This is a genomic window from Methylobacterium sp. 190mf (assembly GCF_900107945.1).
In the GTDB taxonomy this organism is placed as follows: Bacteria; Pseudomonadota; Alphaproteobacteria; order Rhizobiales; family Beijerinckiaceae; genus Methylobacterium.
On record NZ_FNVI01000067.1, the window covers coordinates 1 to 4,872 of the forward strand.

Here is a 4,872-nt window from a genome sequence, read left to right on the forward strand (position 1 = left end):
CAAGCCGCTGATGATCGTCTCGGACAACGGCACCGAGCTGACCTCGCACGCCATCCTGCGCTGGCAGGAAGAGCGTGCAGTCGAGTGGCACTACATCGCCCCCGGCAAGCCGCAGCAGAACGGTTTTGTCGAAAGCCTGAACGGGCGCTTGCGCGACGAGTGCCTGAACGAGCATCTCTTCCGGAGCCTGCCGGCGGCCCGGACAATCATCGAGGCGTGGCGGGTCGACTACAACACCTGCCGCCCCCACACGAGCCTCGGTGGGCTCACCCCGAACGCGTTTGCAACCCGGTCCCAACAGGACCAGAACCAGAACGGACTCTGGTTATGAACGGGGGCAAACACGGGGCAAGGTCACTGCCAGCGTCACATTCAACTTCGCGTGCGCTTCGCGAAGCTCTACAATCAGTCCTGCCGTGCGCCTCATCTCCGCTCGACCTTTGTGGAGCTGTAGCTTGGCCGGTTGTTTTGTGCGCTTTTGCCCGCGATCGAGTACCTCAGCGAAAGGCACCGCCATCAGAACGGTGCCATGCGCATCGGTGATCTCGAAGCCATACCGGATAGGGTTCTTCGCGGTGGAGGCCAGATCGGAGCCCATTCCCGGCACAGCCTTGAAGGCCTCAAGATATGCCGCCTCAACGCTGGCGAGATCCAAGCCTTCGTCGTCGTGGTCCAGACCGTCCGGACCACGGAGGTGGAAGTAGAATTTAGGCATCTACCGTTCGCGATGAAGGTGCCTTCTTAATGCCAGCGTGCTCTGGTCGATCTGGATCGTCAAGTTTCAGGGCGTACGGCGGAAATCTTGGCCGATCAGTCGCACCCTTGGAGAACAGAACTTCGAACCTTTGTACTGCCTGAAAGCTGACGTGTCACCTTCGGCCCAGGCCGGCGTTACGATCCGTCCCCCTGAGACCAAACGCGGCCGGGCTCTGCCAAACCGTGCCGCTCCCCCGCCGCGCTGACGCTGTTGAGCATCTCCGATCGCACCAGCGCGTGCTGGCCGCCAACATCCCACGCGAGGTGGGCAGATCCCTTGGTCATTCCTGCTCCAGCAGGTTCGTGAAGTTTGCGACGATCCCGGGCCTCCGGCCGCCCTTGCGGGACGAGGCCATCAGCCGGACCCGGTAGCGGGCGCCGTCCGCCCCCTCGATCGTCCGCTCGGAGGGCCGGTTCGTCGACAGCACCGTCGGGATCTCGTCCACCAGCCATGCCAGGGGGATCGGCGCCGAAAAGTTGCGCAAGGACCGGCCGACGTCGCTCGGCTGCAAGCCGAAGATCTGCGCCGCTGCGTTGGTGAACATGCGGATGTGGAGATCCGGTGTCAGGAGCACGCTCGCGATGTTCATGCCCTCGAACAGCGTGGCCTGATCGTCGGTCAACTGATCGACGGCCTCGATCTTGGACGCGAGCTCGGAATTCATTGTCTGAAGCTCCTCATTCAGAGACTGTGTCTCCTCCTTCGAAGCCTCAAGCTCCTCGTTGGCGGCCTGCATCTCTTCGTTGACGGAGTAAAGTTCCTCGTTCGAAGATTTTAGCTCCTCAAGGGACGTCTCATACTCCTCGATCACGGCCTGGAGCCGTTCGCGCGTCACGCTCAATTCGCGCTCCAGGCCCTGGAGCGCCGTGTCCCGCTCGTTCGCCTTCAGGGCCTGCTGCCGCTCCCTCTCGACCGGCGCGGCCGCCTCGTTGAACACGACCAGGAAGAGCGGCTCGACCGCGCCGGGCGTGTTCAGCGGCTTGACCACAAGGGAGATCGACTGGAAACCGCCGTCCGGCAGCTCGACGCCGATGCCTTCGCGCACGACCAGAATGTTGCCCTCGATCGCCTCGCGCAAGGCAGTCCGGAGATCCAGCCGCAGGCCTCTACGCGCCATCGCAGCCAGCTCCCGGGTCGGCTGGCCGGGCACGACCTCCAGGTGATCGCCGATCCGCGATGAGTAGTGCACGGCCTCGCCCGTCCGCGTCACGACCGCGTGGGGCGGCGTGAACTCGGACAACATCTGCGTCTCGACCGCGTGCCGCAGGGCGGCGTGCGTCATCACGTTGCGCCGCTGCGGGGGGGGCGCATTTGCAAAGATTGGCGTGTCCGTCCCGGACATCGGCCGCAACCGAGCCGGCGGGATCGCGTCGCGAGCCTGGAAGATGCGGTGCTGCTTGTCGATCGTCTCGAACAGGTCCTCGAACCGCGTCACGTTCTCGGCCATGCCGATGAACAAATAGCCGCGCGGGCGCAGGGCGTAGTGCAGAACCGGCATCAGCTGTTGCTGGGCCTCGACACCTAGGTAGATCATCAGGTTGCGGCAGGAGACGAGATCGAGGCGCGAGAACGGCGGATCGCGCAGCACATTGTGAGGGGCGAAGGTGCAAAGGTCGCGCACGGCCTTCTCGACGACCGCGCTGTCGCCCTCGACGACGAAGTGCTGCCCGATCCGCTCAGGCGAGACGGCGGACAGGTAGGCCCTCGGGTAGCGGCCAGTCCGGGCGACCGTGAGCGCGCGCTCGTCGATGTCAGTGGCGAAGACCTGCACGCGCGGCGGATCCGCCAGGGTGACCATGTGCTCGCGCAGGAGGATGGCCAGAGAGTAGACCTCCTCACCTGTCGAGCAGGCCGGCACCCAAATCCGTATGACATCGGTCGCCGCGCGTGCGTCGAACAGCTTTGGGATGACCTGGGCGGACAGGGCCTCGAATGCAGCGGTATCGCGGAAGAAGTTCGTCACACCGATCAGCAAGTCCCGGAACAGCACCCCAACCTCGGCCGGGTCAGCCCGCAGCAGCTTGAGATAGCCGTCCAGTCCGGACGCGCCGACGACGCCGAGGCGCCGCTGCAGGCGGCGCCCGAAGGTGCTTGGCTTGTAGCCCGAGAAGTCGTGGCCGACCTGCCGGCGGAGGATGGCGAAGATCTCGGTGAGGAGCTCGGCCTCGAACTCCCGCGCGACCCCGTCGGCCTGCGCATCCGGTGCGTTCGGCGCGGCGGCGACGTGCGCGGCGATCAGGTCGCCCATCCGTTCGGCCGTCTCGCCGAAATCAACGAAGCCGGTCCGCAGCGAGCTGAGCGGCATGTCGGCGGTCTCGGGGCCGTAGCTATCCGCGGTCTGGGCCAGGGTCAGGCCACCGTGCTCCTTGATCGCCTTGATGCCGATGGCGCCGTCGCCGTCGCCGCCGGACAGTATCACACCGACCGCACGCTCGCCCTGGTCGAGGGCCAGGGTGGTCAGGAAGATGTCGATCGGCTTGGTCTCGCGGCTCGCCGGGCCGAGCGGCGTCAATGTCAGCCGCCCGCCCGCGATGCCCATGACGAAACCGGACGGCATGACGTAGACGGTGCCCGGCGCGACCAGGACGCCGTCGGCGGCGGCCTCGACCTTGAGCGGCGTGAACCGGGCCAGCACGTCCGGGAGCAGGCTCTTGTGCTCCCGGCCGAGATGCGTGACGACGACGAAGGCGGCTCTCAGCGTCTCCGGCACCCCGCGGAAAAAGCCCCGCATCGCCTCGATGCCGCCCGCGGACGCGCCGATGCCGACGATCGGAAAGTGGTCCTGGTCTATCACCGCGTTCTTAGCCCTCGGATCAATGCCGCGCCGTGCAACAGGTCCCAGCATCACGCGTTCTGGCCCGATGTCGAGGACGGACGCACGGATCAGCTGTCGTGCGTGGCTTCCTGCACGACGTAGGCGAGGCAGCGCGCCCGGGCCTCGGGGCTCTTCAGCCGCACGAACAGACGCAGCAGGGCCACGAATTCTGCGAGATGATCAGGGCCCTCAACGACCGTTTCGATATCCGGAGTATCAGTAGGATCGGCCGTCAGGAAGGTCGCAACCGGGACGCCCAGCGTACGGGCGATGCGAACCAGCGCACCGCGCTCGTCGTCCTGCGGATCGTCACCGTTCATCGTGGTTTCTCCGCTGATCCTTACGCCAAGGCGATCATTGCAAAGCGATACCGGCTGCCCGCGGCCCCATCACGCCGGCGACGCGACGGCCGACATGATGGAGCACGCGGCCGAGGAGCAGACGGGTCTGAGGGTCAGGATCGTCGTCCGCGGCCTCGTAGGCCTCGATGAGAGACGTCACCAAATGTTTCGATGGACCAGGGTCGTCGCCGGCTGCCGACGGCCCGGTGACGGCTTGCTCGCGGGAGCGCCGCACCAAATCGCGTGAGGCTTGAAGCGTCCGACGCGTCTCCTCGGCCGCCGCGCGCAACTCACGGGCAACTTCGAGGCATCGATCTGCACGGGGGCGATCCATCAGAAGCACTCCGAGTTGCACGGCATGCCCGCATCAAGATCACTGCTGCGTAGCCTCTGGCACCGTGCGCTCAATTTCCAGATGTAGCAATCCGAATATCGATTTCGATGGCGATTGCAAGGATCAAACGCCAGCATCTATCGTAGGTATGTTATCAACGTTTTCGCATATGCGAGGGACTGCGAGGACACGCGTCAAATTTCGAGGTCAGTATACGCCAACCGACCGCAAAGCGGACCTTCCGAGGTTCCGAGAAGGGTCGTGAGCGGTCCCCGCGGCTAGGTCCGCTTGATGCGACCGCTATCCGGAAGCAGATGGGGTCGTCTAATCGCGGGGCGAAACGCAAGCTTTTTCTGCGGTGATCGTGACCATATGCCGGGTGCAGGGTCGTCTTCGCGGTCGGCAGGAGCCGCCGCATGATGGAGCTTCGCGGGAGGAGCCTTCCAATGTGGATGCCGCACTTCGCTGAGTCAGCGGGTGCACCCCATCAGGCGGAATGGCTCTGCCCACGTCCCGGCAAGGACAGACCTGTGTGCTCGCCGCGCGAACGCGATCCGCTCGTCAGATCAGGCGACCGCTCCGGCGGTGCGGTCAAATCTCTCGCCAGACTTCAGCATGGCGTGCA

At 65.1% G+C, this 4,872-nt stretch carries 5 protein-coding genes; 1 reads left to right on the plus strand and 4 read right to left on the minus strand.

What is annotated here, in order from left to right:
* Positions 1–331: integrase core domain-containing protein (locus tag C4T42_RS31165; RefSeq protein ID WP_146074107.1), on the plus strand; the 331-nt coding region annotated here is incomplete at its 5' end.
* Here C4T42_RS31165 and C4T42_RS31170 read toward each other — a convergent pair.
* The 4 genes from C4T42_RS31170 to C4T42_RS31790 all read right to left on the minus strand — a co-directional run bounded on the left by C4T42_RS31170 (position 326) and on the right by C4T42_RS31790 (position 4,247).
* A complete protein-coding gene (locus C4T42_RS31170) occupies positions 326–715 on the minus strand; it encodes a hypothetical protein (protein WP_103986552.1) in 390 nt (129 codons plus the stop codon). The two genes, C4T42_RS31165 and C4T42_RS31170, sit on opposite strands and share 6 nt — an antisense overlap.
* Positions 716–1,037: 322 nt before the next feature.
* Entirely contained in the window at positions 1,038–3,602 is a 2,565-nt protein-coding gene (locus C4T42_RS31175) for a CheR family methyltransferase (RefSeq protein WP_026605485.1), read from the minus strand.
* A 38-nt stretch (positions 3,603–3,640) separates the two neighbouring features.
* Positions 3,641–3,892: a hypothetical protein gene (locus tag C4T42_RS31180; RefSeq protein ID WP_020096575.1), complete on the minus strand. Its 252-nt coding sequence runs from the start codon at positions 3,890–3,892 to the stop codon at positions 3,641–3,643.
* Positions 3,893–3,926: 34 nt separating this feature from the next.
* Positions 3,927–4,247 carry a hypothetical protein gene (locus C4T42_RS31790; protein WP_128083415.1) on the minus strand — a complete coding sequence of 107 codons (321 nt, stop codon included), beginning with the start codon at positions 4,245–4,247 and terminating at the stop codon, positions 3,927–3,929.
* Between the last annotated feature and the right edge of the window lie 625 nt (positions 4,248–4,872).